This is a genomic window from Mycobacterium sp. E2238 (genome assembly GCF_001672665.1).
Taxonomy (GTDB): Bacteria; Actinomycetota; Actinomycetes; order Mycobacteriales; family Mycobacteriaceae; genus Mycobacterium.
This window is the reverse complement of record NZ_LZKF01000003.1, coordinates 22,772-37,737: the sequence shown is the minus strand read 5'-3', so window position 1 is coordinate 37,737 and position 14,966 is coordinate 22,772. Positions and strand designations below refer to the sequence as shown.

The following is a 14,966-nucleotide window of genomic DNA, read 5'->3' as shown; positions in this document are numbered from 1 at the left end:
TCGAATATGACAGAAAACGCCAGCCGGTCCGCCGACCAAGCCATCGTCGTGCGCAATGCCAACAAGCGCTACGGCGACTTCGTGGCCCTGGACAACGTGGACTTCGTGGTGCCCTCCGGCTCGCTGACGGCACTGTTGGGCCCCAGCGGTTCCGGCAAGTCGACCCTGTTGCGGGCCATCGCCGGGCTCGATCAGCCCGACAGCGGGACGATCACCATCAACGGGCACGACGTCACGCGGGTGCCGCCGCAGCGGCGGGGTATCGGATTCGTATTCCAGCACTACGCCGCGTTCAAGCACCTGACCGTTCGCGACAACGTCGCCTACGGCCTGAAGATTCGCAAGCGCCCCAAGGCGGAGATCAAGGCCAAGGTCGACAATCTGTTGGAAGTGGTGGGGCTGACCGGGTTTCAGAACCGTTATCCCAATCAGCTCTCCGGCGGTCAACGACAGCGGATGGCGCTCGCGCGGGCGCTGGCGGTCGACCCGCAGGTGCTGCTGCTCGACGAGCCGTTCGGCGCGCTGGACGCCAAGGTGCGCGAGGACCTGCGCGCGTGGTTGCGGCGCCTCCATGACGAGGTGCACGTGACCACTGTCCTGGTCACCCATGACCAGGCGGAGGCGCTGGACGTCGCCGACCGCATTGCCGTGTTGAACCACGGTCGTATCGAACAGGTGGGATCGCCGACCGAGGTCTATGACGCACCGGCGAGCGCCTTCGTGATGTCGTTCCTCGGGGCGGTCTCAACACTGAACGGCAATCTGGTTCGCCCGCACGATATCCGGGTGGGTCGCAACCCCGAAATGGCCATCGCGGGCGGCGATGGCACCGCAGAGTCGATCGGGGTGGTGCGCGCCAGCGTCGACCGCGTGGTCGTGCTCGGCTTCGAGGTGCGGGTGGAGTTGACCAGCGCCGCCACCGGTGGCGCGTTCACCGCCCAGATCACCCGCGGCGACGCCGAAGCCCTGGCCCTACGCGAGGGGGACACCGTCTACGTGCGGGCGACCCGAATTCCATCGCTTGCCGTCAACACGACGGACAACGGCGACGGCCGCCCCGCCGGCGCCGGCGAAGATCAAGCCACGCTGACGTCGGCGTAAGGCCCGGCTCCGTTACGAGGCGTGCAGCCCGCACTCGGTTTTCGACAGCCCCTGCCAGCGCCCGCTGCGCGGGTCGGCGCCCGCGAGCGGCTTGGCCGTGCACGGAGCGCAGCCGATCGACGGATAGCCGTCGTAGACAAGCGGATTGACCAGTACGCCGTGCTCGTCGATGTAGTTCTGCATGTCCTCGTCGGTCCACGTCGCCAAGGGGTTGATCTTCACCAGCTTGAAGCCCTCGTCGAAGCCGATCACCGGGGCGTTGGCGCGGGTCTTCGCTTCGCTCCGGCGTAACCCGGTCACCCAGGCGGAGTATCCGCTCAGGGCCCGGCGCAGCGGCACGACCTTGCGCAACCGGCAGCATTCGCCCGGGTCGCGCCCGAAGAGGTTCTTTCCCATCAGCTGGTCCTGCTCGGCCACCGTCTGCTCGGGGGTGATGTTGAGAACGTGGATGTCGTAGACCGACTCGACCGCGTCCCGCGTTCCGATGGTTTCGGCGAAGTGGTAGCCGGTGTCCAGGAAAACCACCGGGACACCCGGCCGAACCTTGGAAGCCAGATCGATCAGCACGGCCTCCTGCATGCTGGAGGTCAACACGTAGTTGCAGGTGGCCCAGCCGCGGGGCCCGTTGATGCCGCCGAAATGCTTATCGGTCCACAGCAACACCTCCCTCGCGCTGGCGCCCTCGAGCTCCGTGGCGCCGCGCGCCGCCAGCTCCCGCAGTTCGGCTTCGGTCCGTTTCGTTGCCCGTTCACTCATCTCAAATCGTCCTCATCTGCCCGAATAGCCCACTGCGCGAACCGTTCTCCCGCACTGCGGTTTTTGATGAAGTTGCGTACCACCCGGTCGATATAGTCGCCCAACTCGTCACTGGTGACCTTGTGCTGACGCAGCTTTCGCCCGAATCCGCTGTCCAGCCCGAGGCTGCCGCCCAGGTGCACCTGAAAACCCTCGACGGAGCCCCCATGGCCGTCATCGACCATCTGACCCTTGAAGCCGATGTCGGCCACCTGAATCCGCGCGCACGAGTTCGGACAACCGTTGATGTTGACGGTGACCGGTACGTCGAGCACGGAGTTGAGGTCCTCGAGCCGGCGTTCCAGCTCGGGCACCAAGGCCTGGGCCTTGCCCCGGGTTTCGGCGAACGACAACTTGCAGTATTCGATCCCCGTGCAGGCCATCAGATTGCGGCGCCACTGGGACGGTTTGGTTTGCAACCCGAGCGCCTCCAGGCCCGCGAGCACATCGTCGAGCTTGTCGTCGGCTACGTCGAGGATGACCAGCTTCTGGTACGGAGTGAACCGGATCCGGTCCGAGCCGGCCCGGTCCATCAGGTCGGCCACAGCCGACAGGATGGTCCCCGAGACCCGTCCGGCGATCGGAGCCGCGCCGACGGCGTTGAGCCCGTTCTTGAGCGGTTGCACCCCGATGTGGTCGATCGGATGCTTGAGCGGCTCTGGGGCCGGGCCGTCGATCAGCGGCCGCTTGAGGTACTCGGTTTCGAGAACTTCACGGAACTTGGCTATGCCCCAGTCCTTGATCAAGAACTTCAACCGGGCCTTGGACCGCAGGCGCCGGTAGCCGTAATCGCGGAAGATCGACGTCACGGCCTCCCACACCTCGGGCACCTCGTCCAGCGGCACCCAGGCGCCGACCCGCTGGGCCAGCATCGGGTTGGTCGACAGGCCGCCGCCGACCCACAGGTCCAGCCCGGGCCCGTGCTCGGGATGGTTGACACCGATGAAGGCGATGTCGTTGATCTCGTGCGCGACGTCCTGCAGGCCCGAGATCGCCGTCTTGTACTTGCGCGGCAGGTCGGCGAAATCCGGCTGGCCGATGTAGCGGCGCACGATCTCGTCGATCGCCCAGGTCGGGTCGATCACCTCTTCGAGCGATTCGCTGGCCAGCGGCGAACCCAGGATGACGCGCGGGCAGTCGCCGCACGCCTCGGCGGTCTGCAGCCCGACGGCGGCGAGCCGCCGCCAGATTTCGGGGACATTTTCGACCTCGATCCAGTGCATCTGCACGTTCTGGCGATCGGAGATGTCCGCGGTGTCGCGGCCGAACTCGGTCGAGATCTGGCCGACCGTGCGCAGCGCGGCGGCCGAGAGCGCGCCGCCGTCGCAGCGCACCCGCATCATGAAGTACTTGGCTTCGAGCAGATCGGCGTTCTCGTCGCCGGTGAAGGTGCCGTCGTAACCCTGTTCGCGCTGGGTGTAGAGGCCCCACCAGCGGAAGCGCCCGCGCAGGTCGCTCTTGTCGATGCTGTCGAACCCGGACTGGGCGTAGACGTTCTCGATGCGTTCGCGCACCTCGAGGGGGGCGCCGGCGCGCTTCATCTCTTCGTTGGGATTGAGTGGTTCCCGGTCTCCCAGCGCCCACTGGCCCTCGTTACGAGGTTTTGCCTGTCGGGCTGTGGTCATTCGGAGGACTCCTTCTCGACATCGCAGGCATAGAGGCGCAGCTCACCGGTGGTATCGGCGGCGCAGATCCGATGCCAGCTGGACGTACAGGTGGGCGGGTCTACGACATCAAGGGAGACAGCAACAGCTGCAAACACGCTTGAGATCAATGTGCCGCCGCGCCACGAGCGCAATGCGAAGGCTGGGCTGAGCGACGGTCACGCGTCCATTGTGCCATGCCCCATCGGGGGGCCGTGCCACCAGGTCAAATATCCGCTCACGGTGAGCGCAATTCGGATTAAGCTGGCCGTCCCGGTGAGAAAACCCAGGAAAGCGTCGAGTGCGGGATCGACGCCGCGGCCGGGTACCGCCCACCGTGGGATCATTTGGCATGGCACTTCGCGAGGAAACGGCCGAGCTGCCCGAACTGCAGCCCGTCCCCGGGCGGCCGTTCGGGGTGTACATCCACGTCCCGTTCTGCATAACGCGTTGCGGCTACTGCGATTTCAACACCTACACGCCCGCCGAGTTGGGCGGTGTGAACCCCGACGCCTGGTTGGCTGCGCTGCGGACCGAGTTGAAGCTGGCCGCCGAGCGGCTTTCCGAACCGACCGTGAACACGGTGTTCGTCGGGGGAGGTACGCCGTCACTGCTGGGCGGCGCGCGCGTGGCGGCGGTGTTGGACATGGTGCGTGAGCATTTCGCCCTGGCGCCGGACGCCGAGATCACCACGGAGGCCAACCCAGAGTCGGCCTGGCCGGACTTCTTCGACGCCATCCGCGCGGCCGGCTACACGCGGGTGTCGCTCGGCATGCAGTCGGTGTCACCCAGGGTGCTGGGAATCCTCGACCGCATTCACACCCCCAACCGATCGGCCGCCGCCGCGCGCGAAGCGTTGGAGGCGGGCTTCGAGCACGTCAGCCTGGATCTGATCTATGGAACGCCGGGGGAGTCCGACGACGATCTGCTGCGTTCGGTGGACACGGCGATCGAGACCGGCGTCGACCACGTGTCGGCGTACGCGCTGGTCGTCGAGGAGGGCACCGCGCTGGCCCGGCGCGTCCGGCGTGGCGAGCTGGCGGCTCCGGACGACGACGTGCTCGCGCACCGTTACGAGCTGGTCGATGCCCGGTTGTCCGAGGCCGGAATGGCCTGGTACGAAGTGTCCAACTGGTCGCGGCCCGGCGGCGAATGCCGCCACAACCTCGGCTATTGGGACGGTGGCCAGTGGTGGGGTGCGGGGCCCGGAGCCCATGGCTACGTCGGTGCCACCCGGTGGTGGAATGTCAAGCACCCCAACGCCTACGCGGAGATGCTGGCCGCTCCCAGACTGCCGGTGGGAGGTTTCGAGCGACTGGACGCCGACGCCCTGCACACCGAAGACGTGCTGTTGAAAACGCGCCTGCGGCAGGGTCTTCCGCGTGATGTGCTGAGCCCCGCCGAACTCGAGCGCGCCGAAGGGGCGGTCGCGGACGGATTGCTGGTATCCGACGTCGATCGATTCGTCCTCACGCCGCGCGGTCGGCTGCTGGCCGATGCAGTGGTGCGCGCCGTCCTCGGGTAGTGCTCAGCTGCTTGGGAACCAGTGCGCGACTGCGTGATTGATTTCGATGTAGAGCGGAATCCCGATGGTGACGGTGTAGGAGAATGTCAGGCCCAGCGCGGCGGCCAGCGGCAAGGTCGGGCTCGCCTCGGGGATACCCAGCCGCTGCACCGCGGGCAGCGTGATGTAGGACGCCGAGCCGCACAGCACGGCGAACAGCACATAGGTACCTGGCTGAAAGTGTGTATCGGTGAGGTTGGCGTAGCAGTAGGCGCCCAGAATGCCGAGTGTCGCAAAGACATTGGGCGCCAACAAGCCGAAGACGATGAACCCGCTGCCGGCCAGTTTGAGATCCCGTAACTTGCGGGACGCCGTCATGCCCATTTCGAGCAGGAACAGGCAGAGCACACCCTGAAACGCCGCGACGAACAGCTCGTTCTGGTCGTGCACAACCTTCTGGCCCTGCAGCGCACCGATGAAACCGATGGCGATGCCGCCGACGAGCAGGATGAGTCCGGGGTTGAGGAACACTTCCTGCAAAATCGCGCGCGAGAACAACGGGGCATTCCTGCGCTGCGGGGTGCCCCCGTCCCGCTCGGGATGTTCGCGCTTTTCCAGCGATAACTCCAGCTCTTGCTCGATTCCGCGCTCGAGTCGGTCGTCGACGCCTTCTGCTTGGGCGGCCGCACCCGGTCCGACCCTGACGGCAGCCGTGTAGCCGTGTTCGTCGGGCAGGTAGCCGGAGTCGTCCATCCCCCGGTGCCGCAGTCGGGCCACCAGGTACAGCGCCACCAGGCAGCCGGGAATCTCCATGAACGCCAGCAGGACCGGCATGTAGGCGTCGAAGGCGATCCCGACGCTGGTCAGTACGGCCACGCAGGTGGCGAACGTGCCGGCCGAGTCCGATCCGTAGTAGCCGGCAACCGTCGCCCTATCGACCCGCCGCAGCCGGGTCAGATAGCGCAGCAACAAGTAGGTGAGTGCACCGATCACGAAATTCAGCACGAAGCCCAGCGCTACGAACCCCGCGATGTTGTCGATGTCGGCCGGTTTGACTTTGGCGAGCTCCTCGCCACCCTGCCAGCCGATGGCCACCAGCAGGTACATGGTCAGGCCCTGGTAGATCACGTATGGAAACTCGAACCGCACCTTCAGAATCGGGATGAGGAACCCGAAATAGAAGAACAGCAACAGTGGCTTGAAGAGATTGTGGATGAAGTTCTGCCACAACTCGTAGAGCATGGGCGCCTCCTGGCGACGCAGTCCGGCGCAGCGGCCGGCAGCACGCGACTCGCGGCGCCCACGAACTTAGTGGAAACCCACGCGCTTCGGCGAGCCGACCCAACCGTCTTTACGAACAATTAACAACCAGCTGGTTCGGGCGTCGACCCAGGTCCCGCCCGGCCGGTCAAAGGAACTGTCGCTCACCACTATTCGCCGGTGTCAGGGCCGGCCGGCCGAGCGTAACTAGAACCAGTGGCCGATCAGCCGATTGACCTCGATGTAAAGCGGGATCCCGATCGTCACGTTGTAGGAGAACGTCAAACCGAGCGATGCGGCCAACGGCAGGGTGGGACTGGCCTCCGGTATCGCCAGCCGCTGGACCGCCGGGACGGCGATATACGACGCCGCACCGCAGAGTACCGCGAAAAGCACATAGGTTCCCGGCTTGAAATCGACGTGGGCGAGCGAGGAGTAGATGTGGGCGACCAGGATGCCAAGCGGCGCAAAGAGGTTCGGCGCCAGCAGCCCGAAGAGGATGAAACCTGGGCCGGCCGTTCGCAAATCCTTCAACTTCCGGGAGGCCGTCATGCCCATCTCGAGCAAGAACAAACAGAGCACGCCCTGGAACGCCATGACGAAGAACTTGTCGTCGTCGGCGACCACCTTCTGCCCCTGCAGCCCGCTGACCAGGCCGATGATGATGCCTCCCATCAGCAGGACGAGCCCGGGGTTGAGGAAAACCTCCTGAAAGAGCTCCCGCGAGAAGATCGGCACCCGCTTGCTGCCCGTGCGGGTCGGGCTCTGGTCGGGCTCCCAGTCCGGGTGGTCGAGCTTTTCCAGGGAAAATTCGAGCTCCTGCTCGATCCCGCGCTCGAGCTCGGCCTCGAGGCTCTGGCCGTGCGGGGGCTGGGCCGCGGTGCCGGGCCCGACGCCGACCCTCACCGGCGCGACGTAGCCGGGCTCGTCGATCATGTTGCCCGCCTCGTCCATGCCGCGGTGGCGAAGTCGCGCCACGAAGTACAACGCCACCAGGCAACCCGGAATCTCCATGACCGCCAACATGACCGGCATGTAGGCGTTGAACGCCATGCCGATGGCCGTCAGGACGGCCACGCAGGTGGCGAACGTCCCCGCCGAGTCCGATCCGTAATACCCGGCGACCGTCGCCCGGTCGATTCTTCGAAGGGAGGTCAGCCAATTCAGCAGCAGGTAGGCGATCCCGCCGATCACGAAGTTGAGCACGAAGCCCAACACCATGAAGCCCACGATCCCACCGACGCTGCCGGCGCTGATCTTGGCGAGCTCTTCACCGCCGTGCCAGCCGATGGCCAGCAGCAGATACATGGTCAGGCCCTGGTAGATCACATAGGGAAATTCGAAGCGCACCTTCAGGATCGGGATGAGGAAACCGAAGTAGAAGAACAGCAGGAGCGGCTTGAACAGGTTATGGGTGAAGTTCTGCCAGAACTCTTGCAGCATTCGATGCCTCCCTCGATGAGTGCGGTGATCAGGGAAAGCACCGTCCGCAAGCGGAGCCACCACGAACATCCCGACGACCGAGCAAAACCTATCCCCGTGGGTGTCAAACCGCCACTCGAATGCAAAGCATGTAGTACGAGCGTGTCGCAGCGCTGTGGACGAACCGGTGCGCGGAGAAACCGCTGCTCACAAGCCTATGGCTGGCCAGTTGTCGAACGCGCGCCGTCGGTTTGGCAGGCGTGAATTTGGTGGGAAAGTGCTGTGTATTTGCTGTGGGGTCAGCTCAGAATCAACGCGCCGACGAAATAACCGACGGCCGGACCCCGACGCCCTTCTGGCGGTGTGTCACCGACAGCCATGCCATTGGTGAGTAATGGGTGGTGATTTTCTCGAAACCGTCAACGCGTGAAACCGTGAGCACGCCGGTCTCCTGGTTGATTTCGAGTTCGTCACTCTCGCCGCCCTGGACCTCTTCGCCGTTCGCGAGCCGGATCACGAACATGGCGTCGCTCGCGAACAGTCGTCCAGATAGGAGTTCACGCGCCACTCCTTTACCTACTGCGATGAAGCTCGCCCGCGCCTAACTGAATCCCGGGCTAGCCGGTTTGCACGGATCGACTCGATCTTAAGAGAAGTCACGTCACCGTGGCCGGTCGATGTGGCGTCACAACGTAAACAGTGGGGAAACGTTCGGGGTGTCTTGGGGGTGTCGAGGTGCACCGGTGGGTGCGCGGCGCCGGCGACTCCTGCTCTGCCCCGCCTCTTTACCTGCGGGAACGGCGACCGGCCCGACAGCCACGGTGTTGAGCGCAGCGCCGCCATCGGGGTGGCTGGTGCTTCGACTCGCAGCGAGATTTAGCGGGCCGGCCGGATTTGCCGGGGAGCGCGGGGAGCGGTTGCGCGCGGCTAGATAGGTTAGGCTACATTTACTAACCGTGACCGAGGTCAGCGTTCAGACGAGTTCCGCCGGCTCCACGTCATCGCCGATCCCCCTTCCCGCGCACGTCGACCCGGCCGACCTGGCCGCCGAGCTGGCCGCGTTGCTCCCCGAACAAGTCGGCGAGGAATATCTGCTCTACGAGCGCGGCGGTCAATGGGTGCTGGCCAGCGGTGTGCGCGCGATGGTCGAGCTGGACAGCGACGAGGTGCGCGTCATCCGCGACGGCGTGGTTCAGCGGCAGCGGTGGTCGGGGCGGCCCGGGTCGGTGCTGGGCGAGGCCGTCGACAGGCTGTTGCTCGAAACCGACCAACTCTTCGGCTGGATCGCCTTCGAGTTCGGCGTCTACCGCTACGGTTTGCAGCAGCGGCTGGCGCCAAGAACCCCGCTGGCCCGCGTGTTCTGGCCCCGCACTCGCATCGTGGTGAACCGGGAGTCGGTCCAGCTGTGGGGCGCGACCGCGGCGCATCGTGACGCGGTCCTCGGATTGCTGGGCGACGGCGTGCCCGAGGCGCGGCAGGCCCGCGCCGTCGACGTCATCGCTGACCCGTCTGGGTACCGCGATCGGGTGGCGTCGGCCGTCGGTGAGATTGTGGCGGGCCGCTACCACAAGGTGATCCTGTCTCGTTGTCTAGAGGTACCTTTCCGGCTGGATTTTCCGTCCACCTACCGGCTGGGTCGTCGACACAACACCCCGGTGCGATCGTTCTTGTTGCGGCTGGGGGGAATTCGCGCCGTCGGCTACAGCCCCGAACTTGTCGCGGCTGTCCATGACGACGGCATCGTGGTGACCGAGCCGCTGGCGGGTACGCGGGCGCTGGGTCGTGGTCTGGCCCGCGACCAACAGGCCCGCGACGACCTGGAATCGAACTCCAAAGAGATTGTCGAGCATGCGATTTCGGTGCGAAGCTCGCTGCAGGAGATGGCCGAGATCGCCGAACCCGGCAGTGCGGTGGTCACCGACTTCATGACGGTCCGGGAACGTGGCAGCGTGCAGCACCTTGGCTCCACGGTCAGCGGGCGGCTAGGTCCGTCGAACGACCGGATGGACGCGCTGGAAGCGCTTTTCCCCGCGGTCACCGCGTCTGGCATCCCGAAGGCGGGCGGGATGGAGGCGATCCTGCGTCTCGACGACGCCCCGCGCGGACTGTATTCCGGTGCGGTCGTGATGTTTTCGGCCGACGGCGGCTTGGACGCGGCGCTGACGCTGCGGGCCGCTTACGAACGCGACGGCGTGACATGGTTGCGGGCCGGGGCGGGCATCATCGAAGAGTCCACGCCGGAGCGTGAATTCGAAGAGACCTGCGAAAAGCTCTCCACCCTCGCGCCGTACCTGGTTCCGCGCCAGTAGCGCGTGCGCGACTGATTCGTGCCCGTCGGAGACCTCCGGCGGGGTGGCCCACTCGGCATAGGGACCTTTGGCCCTAGTTGGCCGGGATTCCGGCGTGTCATCTTCATGTAACCGCATGACACAGATACATTGTGCGTTACTTGACGGCACACATAACTGGAGGGCTTTGTGTCCAACGACCTGACCAACCTGCAGCTACTACACGAACTTGAGCCGGTGGTCGAGGATCTGCTCAACCGCCACCTGACGATGTTCAAAGAGTGGAATCCGCATGACTATGTCCCGTGGTCGGACGGCAAGAACTTCTACACGCTCGACGGTCAGGATTGGGAGCCCGGACACAGCCGGCTCCCCGACGTCGCGCAGGTGGCGATGGTGCAGAACCTGCTGACAGAGGACAATTTGCCGTCGTATCACCGCGAGATCGCGATGAATTTCAGCATGGACGGCCCCTGGGGGCAATGGGTCAACCGGTGGACGGCCGAGGAGGCCCGGCACAGCACGGCGTTGCGCGACTACCTGGTGGTCACCCGCGCCGTCGACCCCGTCGAGCTGGAGAAGTTGCGGCTCGAGCAAATGACGCGGGGCTTCAGCCCGGGGCAGAATCAGCAGGGTGACATGTTTGCCGAGAGTCTGTTCGACGCGGTCATGTATGTCTCGTTTCAGGAGCTTGCCACCCGGGTCTCCCACCGCAACACCGGCAAGGCGTCTCAAGACCCCATCGCGGAGCAGCTGATGGCCAGGGTGTCGCACGACGAGAACCTGCACATGATCTTTTACCGGGATGTCAGTGGAGCGGGTTTGGACATCGCCCCGAACCAGGCGATGAAGTCGGTGCACCGCATCTTGCGCAACTTCAAGATGCCCGGGTTCACGGTGCCCGAATTCCGGCGAAAGGCGGTAATCATCGCCGTCGGCGGTGTTTACGACCCGCGCATCCATCTCGACGAGGTGGTGATGCCGGTGCTCAGGAAGTGGCGCATCTTCGAACGCGAAGACTTCACCGGGGAGGCCGCGCGCATGCGCGACGATCTTGCCGTGTTGGTCAAGGAGCTCGAGCAGGCCTCCGACAAATTCGACGAATCCAAGCAGCGCTATCTCGAGCGTGAGGCCCGCAAGACCGAGCGGATCACCGCCAGCAAGGTGCTGAAGACGGAAGGGACGCTGACCCTGAGCGGGCACTGACGATGATTTTCCGCCGATGAGGCTCCCGCCACGTCGATGTGGCGCTTGATTCGCACTCTAAAGATTCACTTCGGGGCCAACGAACCTGCTAACTCCTGAACTTCGAGCATTGGGCAGTTTGAAACGCGGCTCAGTGGGAACCCACACTTCCCCCTCGCATGTTCAAGTCAGGAAAGCTCATGGTTAGAGCACGTATCGACCGGCTCAAAGAAGACTGGTTTCTGCTCCTGGGCACGCTTGCCGCTTTGTCCACGCCGCAATCGGGCATCATCTACGGGTTTGCCAACCGTCGACGAGCGCAGGAACCCGGCAGGCAGGTCGCACCCGCCCCGCCGCAAGTGGTCCGACCCGAAAAACTCATCGCCTAGCCCGACGCCGATTCCGGCGCGGAGCTGGACTCGAGGTAGTCGGCCAGTATGTGGCCCACCAGTGACTCGATGTTGGACTCGATCGACGACGCGAGCGTGGCGGTGACCGTCGCCACGGCCTGAGTGCGGAAGCGCACCAGCATGGTGATCAGTTCGGCAATCTCGGCATCCGGCGGTAACGGCTCGCCCGGCTTGATGCGGTCCAGCACGTGCTCGGCTCCGGCACGCACCAGCATGTCGCTGATCTTGTCGATTTCGGGCACGATCTGCTCGTGTAAGTCGACGAGCTTCTCCAATTTGACTCCGTAGCCACGGATTTCGTTGAACGCCTCGATCAGTTTGGGACGGATGACGGTGGCTTGGGCTCCGTCGACCCGAATGACGTGCAGCGCTACCAGGCGCTCGAACGCGTCCGGGTCGTCAACGAGTCGCTGCGCCTCGGCCAGTGGCATGGTCTCCGGTTTCTCGGTGGTCCAGGGGCCCGCGATGGCCGTCTCCAGGCCCAGCACGTCGCCCAGGTTCTTGCCCTGCTCCCAGGCGCTGAGCATTTCGCGAACGTGCGCGATGTTGTATCCGCGGTCGAGCATCGAGGTGATCAGCCGCAGCCGGGTCAGGTGGGTGTCGTTGAACAATGCGATACGGCCGACCCGCGTCGGCGGGGGGAGCAGTCCGCGGTCGCGGTAGACGCGGATGTTGCGGGTGGTGGTGCCGGCCAGCCGGGCCAGATCATCGATCCGGTACTCACCGGACGTGGGGACGCCGTGGGGATGGCGGACCGCCGCGTCGAAAAGCTGCGAGACCGCCGTCTCGATCAACTGTCGGTACTCCCGCGATTGGCGCCGAACGCGCTTGGGCGCGCGCCGCACGTTGTGCAGCACGCTGGCGATGGTGCCAGGCTCGGGGCTTGAAGAACGGTGGAGCGGGCGGTCCGGTGCCATGTGTCAGCCCGACGCGGTGGCCAGCGCCCGGGTGCGGCGCGCCACCGCCTGGTAATCGTCGTAGCGGAAATCCCTCATCTGCCGAAGATACTGCGTCGCGAAACCCGGGTACATCGACCCGTTGTATCCGTCCTTGGTGAGGTACCAACTGCGGCAGCCGGACATCCATGTCGTCTTGGTGAGGCGGCGCTGGAGGCTGTCGTTGTGACGGCGCTGGACCTCCTCGCGCACATCGAGATAGCGCAGGTCGTTGTCAAGGATGGCGGTGATGCCGCGCACCGCGTACTCCAGCTGCCCCTCGATGTAGACCAGCAGGGAGTTGTGACCTGGCCCGGAGTTGGGTCCGGTCATGACGAACAGATTCGGATACCCGTGCACGTTGATGCTCTTGTAAGCCTGTGCGCCACCGGCCCATTCGTCGGCCAGCGACCGGCCGCCGAGCCCGGTGACCGCGAACGGCGGTCCGGTCAGATGGACGTCATAGCCGGTGGCGAAGACGACGCAGTCGAGGTGGTGCTCGATGCCGTCGCTGGTGCGGATGCCGGCCGGGCTCATAGTGGCGATCGGCCAGTCGATGAGCTTGCAGTTGTCGCGCTGCAGGGCGGGGTAGTAGTCGCTGGAGACCAGCATGCGCTTGCACCCCGGCCGGAAGTCCGGCGTCAGTTGGCGTCGCAGCCAAGGGTCCTTCACCTGGGCGCGCAGATGTGCCCGGCCCAGGCGCGCGGCCAGCGAGGTCAACGGCGTGTCCCACACCAGGGCTGTGGCGCTCGCCTCGTGACCCCAGAACAAGGCCTGCCGCGCAAGTTGCTGGGCGGCAGGCACTTTGGTGAACAGGGCCTGCACGGCCGGCGGGGTGGCGGCGTCCAGGCGCGGCAGCACCCAGCAGGGGGTGCGTTGGAACACCTTGACGAAGCCGGCGCGTTTCACCAGCTCGGGAATGATCTGGATCCCGCTGGCGCCGGTGCCGATGACGGCGACCCGCTTGCCCGCGAAATCGTAGTCGTGGTCCCAGCGGGCGCTGTGAATCTTGTGCCCGCGATAGCTGTCCAGACCGCGAATGTCGGGGAAGCTGACGTCCGAGAGCGGTCCGGAAGCCAGCACGACGGTGCGCGCACGGAATCGCTTGCGGCGTCGGGTGGTTGCGGTCCAAACCCCGTTAGCTTCGTCGAAGCTCAGGCCGTTGACCTCATGGCCGAATCGGATGTGGCGGCGGATGTCGAATCTGGTCGCCATGTCTTCGAGGTGGCGGCAGATCTCCGCGGCGGGGGAGTACGTACGCGACCAGGTCGGGTTCTTGACGAACGAGTACGAATACAGCAGCGAGGGGACGTCGCAGCTGGCACCCGGATAGGTTGTGTCGCGCCAGGTTCCGCCAACCCGCTCGCCGCGTTCCAGGATGACGATGTCGTCGACTCCGGCATCGGCCAACCGGATCGCTGCTCCCAGCCCGGTGAAGCCGGCTCCGATGATGAGCACCGCGTGGGTGTGGTCGCCTGCCATGGTCACGCCGCCGGCTCGTGGGTGAGTTCTCCAACCCAAGTCGGTACCGACGGAAGCAGGGGCCGCGGGTATCGGTCGGAGAGCCATACCATCGAATTCGCCAGCAGGTGGTACGGGTGGCGTGGATTTGTGACCACTCCCGCGTAACGCCTCAGGAAACGATAAGTCGGTACCCGCCTGGTACGTTCGCCGCGATCGCCAAGCTCTTTGAATCTCTTCACGGCTCGGTAAAGCCGCTCCGGCTCCATACCCATGGCCGTGATCTCATTGCGGATCCTGTTGATCAGCGGTGCGCCCATGATCGCACCGATGATGAGACCCGGAGTGGCATTGTGACCGACGAAGTCGATCAGCAACCGTCGGGTCTTCGCGTGCCCGATCATGTCGAGGACTTCGAAATCGACAACCAGGTGGCGTGATTCGTCATTGTTGATCTTCTCGAAGACCTGGTGGCAGATGGGGTCGTGCACCTCATCGAGGAGGAATTTCAACAGCGCGCCGTCCAGTGCGACTTCGAGCATCGGAATGACCGTGCCCAGCAGAGACAGCGGCATGTCGTCGGCCCAGCGGTCCAGCCAGTCGATCGCCAGTCGGATGTTGACGTTCGGCTCGGGAATCTCACCGTCGGTGAGCATGCCCCAGCGCTTCATCAGCGCCAGTTCAGCGTTGGCGTGGCGCTGCTCCTCGGCGTGGAAGTAACGGTAGATCTCGGCAATGGTCGGTGTGGGTGCCTTCTTCGCCAGCGCAGCGAAGCCCCTGGCGCCGATGTTCTCGATCCAGCATAGGTCGGCCATGAACGCCTTGAGCTGTGGCCGCTGTTCATCGCTGATCATTTCGGCGCCGGGCGCGTCCCAATCGATGTCGGCGAGCGCCCACTGGCGATCCTTGATCTTGGCGAGCATAGCTTCCATGTCGATGGCCATCGGGAGCTCCTTTGCGTT

14 protein-coding genes are annotated in these 14,966 nt (G+C 65.0%); 5 read left to right on the top strand and 9 right to left on the bottom strand.

Translation table 11 applies throughout. The features are described 5' to 3' along the window. Positions 1 to 6 precede the first annotated feature (6 nt). Positions 7 to 1,101, top strand: coding sequence for a sulfate/molybdate ABC transporter ATP-binding protein (locus A5711_RS00235; RefSeq protein WP_067942896.1), 1,095 nt, complete (start codon positions 7 to 9; stop codon positions 1,099 to 1,101). 12 nt (positions 1,102 to 1,113) lie between these two features. On the opposite strand, the gene A5711_RS00230 is transcribed toward A5711_RS00235, so the two are convergent. The 3 genes from A5711_RS00230 to A5711_RS27965 all read right to left on the bottom strand — a co-directional run bounded on the left by A5711_RS00230 (position 1,114) and on the right by A5711_RS27965 (position 3,893). Next, positions 1,114 to 1,857, bottom strand: a complete 744-nt coding sequence (locus A5711_RS00230) for a phosphoadenylyl-sulfate reductase (RefSeq protein WP_067942894.1) — start codon at positions 1,855 to 1,857, stop codon at positions 1,114 to 1,116. Then, on the bottom strand, positions 1,854 to 3,521 hold the full coding sequence (locus tag A5711_RS00225) for a nitrite/sulfite reductase (protein WP_067942893.1): 1,668 nt from the start codon (positions 3,519 to 3,521) through the stop codon (positions 1,854 to 1,856). Before A5711_RS00225 ends, A5711_RS00230 begins: the two co-directional genes overlap by 4 nt. 108 nt (positions 3,522 to 3,629) lie before the next feature. After that, the gene (locus A5711_RS27965) at positions 3,630 to 3,893 is read right to left on the bottom strand and encodes an Ms4527A family Cys-rich leader peptide (RefSeq protein WP_369806053.1); all 264 of its coding nucleotides are present in this window, start codon (positions 3,891 to 3,893) and stop codon (positions 3,630 to 3,632) included. Between A5711_RS27965 and hemW the strand changes: the two genes are divergently transcribed. Next, positions 3,892 to 5,064 carry a radical SAM family heme chaperone HemW gene (gene hemW / locus A5711_RS00220; protein ID WP_067942891.1) on the top strand — a complete coding sequence of 391 codons (1,173 nt, stop codon included), beginning with the start codon at positions 3,892 to 3,894 and terminating at the stop codon, positions 5,062 to 5,064. The genes A5711_RS27965 and hemW overlap by 2 nt on opposite strands. 3 nt (positions 5,065 to 5,067) lie before the next feature. Here the strand turns inward: hemW and A5711_RS00215 are convergent, their stop codons facing one another. The 3 genes from A5711_RS00215 to A5711_RS00205 all read right to left on the bottom strand — a co-directional run bounded on the left by A5711_RS00215 (position 5,068) and on the right by A5711_RS00205 (position 8,248). After that, positions 5,068 to 6,285, bottom strand: coding sequence for a sodium-dependent bicarbonate transport family permease (locus tag A5711_RS00215; protein WP_067942889.1), 1,218 nt, complete (start codon positions 6,283 to 6,285; stop codon positions 5,068 to 5,070). Positions 6,286 to 6,510: 225 nt separating this feature from the next. After that, positions 6,511 to 7,746, bottom strand: coding sequence for a sodium-dependent bicarbonate transport family permease (locus A5711_RS00210; protein ID WP_067942887.1), 1,236 nt, complete (start codon positions 7,744 to 7,746; stop codon positions 6,511 to 6,513). A 289-nt stretch (positions 7,747 to 8,035) separates the two neighbouring features. Further along, the gene (locus A5711_RS00205) at positions 8,036 to 8,248 is read right to left on the bottom strand and encodes a hypothetical protein (protein ID WP_067203288.1); all 213 of its coding nucleotides are present in this window, start codon (positions 8,246 to 8,248) and stop codon (positions 8,036 to 8,038) included. 433 nt (positions 8,249 to 8,681) lie between these two features. Between A5711_RS00205 and A5711_RS00200 the strand changes: the two genes are divergently transcribed. The 3 genes from A5711_RS00200 (at position 8,682) to A5711_RS26665 (ending at position 11,587) form a co-directional block, all read left to right on the top strand. Then, complete coding sequence (locus A5711_RS00200; RefSeq protein WP_067942885.1) at positions 8,682 to 10,034, top strand: salicylate synthase; 1,353 nt, start codon at positions 8,682 to 8,684, stop codon at positions 10,032 to 10,034. Between the two features lie 168 nt (positions 10,035 to 10,202). Then, positions 10,203 to 11,219, top strand: a complete 1,017-nt coding sequence (locus A5711_RS00195; protein ID WP_067942883.1) for an acyl-ACP desaturase — start codon at positions 10,203 to 10,205, stop codon at positions 11,217 to 11,219. 179 nt (positions 11,220 to 11,398) lie between these two features. Continuing rightward, positions 11,399 to 11,587 carry a hypothetical protein gene (locus A5711_RS26665; protein WP_156768161.1) on the top strand — a complete coding sequence of 63 codons (189 nt, stop codon included), beginning with the start codon at positions 11,399 to 11,401 and terminating at the stop codon, positions 11,585 to 11,587. On the opposite strand, the gene A5711_RS00190 is transcribed toward A5711_RS26665, so the two are convergent. The 3 genes from A5711_RS00190 to A5711_RS00180 are packed head-to-tail and all read right to left on the bottom strand — an operon-like array spanning position 11,584 to position 14,948. After that, positions 11,584 to 12,525 carry a MerR family transcriptional regulator gene (locus A5711_RS00190; protein ID WP_067942882.1) on the bottom strand — a complete coding sequence of 314 codons (942 nt, stop codon included), beginning with the start codon at positions 12,523 to 12,525 and terminating at the stop codon, positions 11,584 to 11,586. The genes A5711_RS26665 and A5711_RS00190 overlap by 4 nt on opposite strands. Before the next feature lie 3 nt (positions 12,526 to 12,528). Beyond that, entirely contained in the window at positions 12,529 to 14,031 is a 1,503-nt protein-coding gene (locus A5711_RS00185) for an NAD(P)/FAD-dependent oxidoreductase (RefSeq protein ID WP_067942880.1), read from the bottom strand. Further along, a complete protein-coding gene (locus tag A5711_RS00180; RefSeq protein WP_067942878.1) occupies positions 14,028 to 14,948 on the bottom strand; it encodes a reductase in 921 nt (306 codons plus the stop codon). The genes A5711_RS00185 and A5711_RS00180 overlap by 4 nt, the downstream gene beginning before the upstream one ends. Positions 14,949 to 14,966: the final 18 nt, after the last annotated feature.